This is a genomic window from Mesorhizobium sp. Mes31 (assembly GCF_024519675.1).
GTDB lineage: Bacteria > Pseudomonadota > Alphaproteobacteria > Rhizobiales > Rhizobiaceae > Mesorhizobium.
This window is the reverse complement of sequence record NZ_JALJRL010000047.1, coordinates 1-4,077: the sequence shown is the minus strand read 5'-3', so window position 1 is coordinate 4,077 and position 4,077 is coordinate 1. Positions and strand designations below refer to the sequence as shown.

At 65.6% G+C, this 4,077-nt stretch carries 5 protein-coding genes and 1 pseudogene; all 6 read left to right on the top strand.

Features of this window, described 5'->3' with window-relative positions:
* The coding region (locus NR193_RS33075) for a DUF2840 domain-containing protein (protein ID WP_256754849.1) at window positions 1–138 on the top strand (138 nt) is incomplete at its 5' end.
* Window positions 135–680, top strand: coding sequence for a S26 family signal peptidase (locus tag NR193_RS33070; RefSeq protein ID WP_256754848.1), 546 nt, complete (start codon window positions 135–137; stop codon window positions 678–680). The genes NR193_RS33075 and NR193_RS33070, both read left to right, overlap by 4 nt.
* A 69-nt stretch (window positions 681–749) precedes the next feature.
* On the top strand, window positions 750–1,085 hold the full coding sequence (locus tag NR193_RS33065; RefSeq protein ID WP_256754847.1) for a DUF736 domain-containing protein: 336 nt from the start codon (window positions 750–752) through the stop codon (window positions 1,083–1,085).
* A 3-nt stretch (window positions 1,086–1,088) separates the two neighbouring features.
* Complete coding sequence (locus NR193_RS33060) at window positions 1,089–1,862, top strand: lytic transglycosylase domain-containing protein (RefSeq protein WP_256754846.1); 774 nt, start codon at window positions 1,089–1,091, stop codon at window positions 1,860–1,862.
* Between the two features lie 243 nt (window positions 1,863–2,105).
* A complete protein-coding gene (locus NR193_RS33055) occupies window positions 2,106–3,845 on the top strand; it encodes a VirD2 family relaxase/mobilization nuclease (protein WP_256754845.1) in 1,740 nt (579 codons plus the stop codon).
* A gap of 27 nt (window positions 3,846–3,872) precedes the next feature.
* A pseudogene (locus NR193_RS33050) lies at window positions 3,873–4,077 on the top strand (conjugal transfer protein TraG); the annotation flags it as partial.

Here is a 4,077-nt window from a genome sequence, read left to right as displayed (position 1 = left end):
CTCGACATCGAGCCTGAGTTGGTGTCGCCCGATCATTGGCGGCACATCCACAACCGGATAACCGCCGGCCACGCGCCGCGCGCCTACACGCTCGACCAGCATCGCGCCTTCCTGCTGCGCAAGAGGACCGAGCCGTGAGCCGCGCCGGGATCATCCTGGCCAGCGTTGTGGCAACCATCGGCGTCGGCTATCCCGGCCTCACGCCGATGCCGATCAAATTGATCTGGAACGCATCGGCCAGCGCGCCGGTCGGCTTCTACACGATCGACTTCGACGGGCCGTTCGATGTCACCGATCTAGTCGCCGTCGACGTACCCGAACCACTCTCGACCTTCCTCGCCGATCGCCACTATCTGCCGAAGGGCGTGCCGCTCTTGAAGCGCATCCTCGCAGTGTCCGGGCAACAAGTCTGTCGCTCGAACCTCACCATCACAGTCAATGGTATCGAGGAGGGCGTGGCGCTCGAGCGTGATCGGGTCGGCCGCGACCTGCCGGTCTGGCACGGTTGCCGCCGCATCACGACCGGCGAAGTCTTCCTGATGAACCGGCAGGTCCGCGACAGCCTCGACGGACGTTACTTCGGCCTCCTTTCCACCAGCCAGATCATCGGCCGCGCCGTCCCGCTGTGGACCGACGAGGACGGGAACGGCCGCTTCGAATGGCGCGCGCCAACGCGGTGAGCGCGCGACCGGCGGCGCGCGTCGTGCCGCCAGCCTTCATCACCGCACCACTGAAAACAGGAGCCTGACATGCAACAGATCGGGGAATTCACGCGCCAGAAGACCGGCTATAGCGGGCGCATCCACACGCTCAGTCTCAACCGGGATATCGCCATTGTGGCGGCAGAGGCGAGCGAGACGGAGAATGCGCCTGACTACCGCGTTCACTCCGGAAGCGAGGACGGCCCCGAGATCGGCGCCGGCTGGAAACGCTCCAGCGAAAAGGCCGGAGACTATGTCTCGATCCAGCTCGACGACCCGACCTTCGCGCAGCCGATACGCGCGAACCTCTTTCGCAATGGCGACGACAAAACGTCCTGGTCGCTGCACTGGGCGCGCCCGCGCGACCGTAGCGAGAAGGATTGAACGATGCGCGCTCGCCGTCCGTCGACGAGCCATCGCCGTGCGCCCGGGCCGTTTCGTGCTGCCCGGCGCATGGCTCTGCTCCTCCTTTGCGGCCTGTCCGTCGCGACCGTCATGCCGGCGGCGACTGTGGCGCAGGACTTGGGCATCCCACGGTCGTCCCAACGCGATCCGTTCGGCGCGCATATCGCAGAAGCCTCGCACCGCTTCGGCGTTCCGACCGCGTTGATACGCGCCATCATGCGCAAGGAGAGTGCGGGTGATGTGCGCGCCGTGTCCAGCGCAGGCGCCCGCGGCTTGATGCAGATCATGCCCGGCACATGGGATGATCTGCGTGCCCGCTGGTCGCTCGGCCACGATCCGTTCGATGCCCGGGACAACATCCTGGCAGGAACGGCGTACCTGCGCGAACTGCACGATCGCTTCGGCTCGCCCGGGTTTCTGGCCGCCTACAACGCGGGACCTGCACGCTACCAAGCCTACCTCACTGGGCGTCCGTTACCGGCCGAGACCCGCGCCTATGTCGCGACGCTCGCCCCCCTGATCGGTGAAAGCGAGGGTATGCGCCCTTTCGCCGTTACGTCTGTCGAGGCCATTCCGTGGAAGCACGGCTCGCTCTTCGTCGGTCAGCCGGATCGCATACAAGCTGTCGCTCTCGTGCCGACCGAGCGACCACCAAATGACGCGAGCTCCGCACCCACCGTGCGCGATGTCTCCGCCATCGTGCCGCTGGCCGAAGGCCTCTTCGTGGCGCGAGCGGGCGAAGGGATCCAGCCATGAGCGCGCATGGGCGTCTTCGCGCAACCGCGAGCCCCAGCGCACCGTGGCGTGGATGGAGGCGGAAGGTGTGCAGAACAACCGGAAGATGGCGAGATAAAAGGCCGCGAGGTGCGGCGTCGGTCGGTCGTGTTGTTTCAAGAGGTTATGCGGCATTTCCGCGAGGTGCGAAGTTTTGGCACACCGCGCCTGAACACCGTTTTCGACGTAATTTCAAAGCCTTGATACGATGTGCGGATATTCGCTATGAACGGTGAGGATGGTTTCCGAATCCGGCCCGGCCGCATCCGCTCGCCCAGCGCTCAGCGCGCGAGGCCTTTCATCGCGCAGGCACTTGCCGCCGCCCAGAAGGCCGGCGCTCGTGTCTCTCGCACCGGCCGGATCAGTCCGGGCAATCGCTCGACCTTCGGGCGTGGCCGCACGGCGAGCGTGCGCGCCAATCGTCTCCTCACCGGCCGCTCGCGAGCCGTCATCATCAAGACGCGGCTGGTGCGTCATCACGCACGCGCAGCGCCGCTTGCCGCCCATCTCACCTATCTTCGCCGCGAGGGCGTCACCCGTGACGGGGAGAAGGCAAGGCTGTTCGGGCGGGAAGGCGGGGAGGTGGATGGCGGTGCTTTCGCCGCGCGGTGCGGCGATGATCGGCACCACTTCCGCTTCATCGTATCGCCCGAAGATGCCGTCGACATGGCGGATCTCAAATCCTTCGCCCGCGATCTAATGGGCCAGATGGAAAAGGACCTCGGCACGAAGCTGGATTGGGCGGGCGTCGATCACTGGAACACCGACAACCCGCACCTTCACATCATCCTGCGCGGCCAGACTGATGATGGGCAGGATCTTTTGATCTCCCGCGATTACATCAAGGAGGGGATGCGCGCCCGCGCCGCCGACCTCGTTACCCAGGAGCTCGGCCCGCGGACCGATCTCGACATCCGCCGCAATCTGCAGCGTCAGGTCGAGGCCGAACGTTGGACCCAGCTTGACCGGCAGCTTGTTCGCGATGGCCGCGACACTGGCGTTGTCGATCTTGCGTCCCCGGCGAACGCTCAGCCCGATGAGTATCACGTGCTGAAGGTCGGGCGGGTGCGCAAGCTCGAAACCCTTGGCCTTGCCGAACAGGTCGGCCCGGGCCAATGGATGGTCGACGACACGGCCGAGGCGACGCTGCGCGAGCTTGGCGAGCGCGGTGACATCATCAAGCGGATGCACCGCGCCCTGACACAACAGGGCATCGAGCGCGGCTCGGCGAACTATGTGCTGGCAGCAGAGCGCCTAGACACGCCGATCTTCGGTCGGCTGGTCGACCGCGGTCTCGATGACGAGCTGAAGGGCAGTGCCTACGCCGTGGTCGATGGCACCGACGGCCGCACCCACCACATCAAGCTGTCCGATCTTGACGCCGCCGGCGACAGCGCTCCGGGTTCCATCGTTGAGCTGCGCAAGTTCAATGACGCGCAGGGGCATCCGCGCGCAGCACTCGCTGTCCGTTCCGATCTCGATATTGAGCGGCAGGTTACCGCCGCCGGTGCGACCTGGCTTGACCGTCAGAATATCGCCCGCGAACCGATTGCGCTATCCGAAGGCGGCTTCGGCGCCGAGGTGCGGCAGGCGATGCAGCGCCGCGCTGACCATCTCGTCGAACAGGGCCTCGGCGAGCGGCATGGCCAACGCACAACCTTCACCCGCAGCCTGATCGACACGCTGCGTCGCCGCGAGTTGGAGGCGCTCGGCGAAAAGCTCTCCGCCGAAACCGGCCGGCCCCTCAACCGCGTCCACAGCGGCGAGTATGTCACCGGTTCCTACCGGCAGCGCTTCACGCTCGCCTCCGGCCGCTTCGCCATGATCGATGACGGTCTCGGGTTCCAACTGGTGCCTTGGACGCCGTCCCTGGAAAAACATCTTGGCCGCCACGTCTCTGGCGTCGCTCGCAATGACGACGGCATCGACTGGAGTTTTGGCCGCAAGCGAGGCCTCAGCCTCTAAACTGAATTTGAAGAAAGGACCGCGGCCATGTCCGCCACCAAGATTCTCTGGGGCCAGATCCTCGCCGTGTTGGCGATCGTACTTTTCACGACCTGGGGCGCGACGGAGTGGGTGGCCTGGCGCCTGGCGTTCCAGCCCGAACTCGGCAGGCCATGGTTCCAAGTCCTGGGCTTTCCGTTTTACCTTCCGCCGTCCTTCTTCTGGTGGTGGTATGGCTTCGATGCCTACGCGC

Coding starts and splice junctions, on each gene's coding strand:
- NR193_RS33055 (WP_256754845.1), top strand. CDS start 2,106: ATGAACGGTGAGGATGGTTTCCGAATCCGGCCCGGCCGCATCCGCTCG.
- NR193_RS33065 (WP_256754847.1), top strand. CDS start 750: ATGCAACAGATCGGGGAATTCACGCGCCAGAAGACCGGCTATAGCGGG.
- NR193_RS33060 (WP_256754846.1), top strand. CDS start 1,089: ATGCGCGCTCGCCGTCCGTCGACGAGCCATCGCCGTGCGCCCGGGCCG.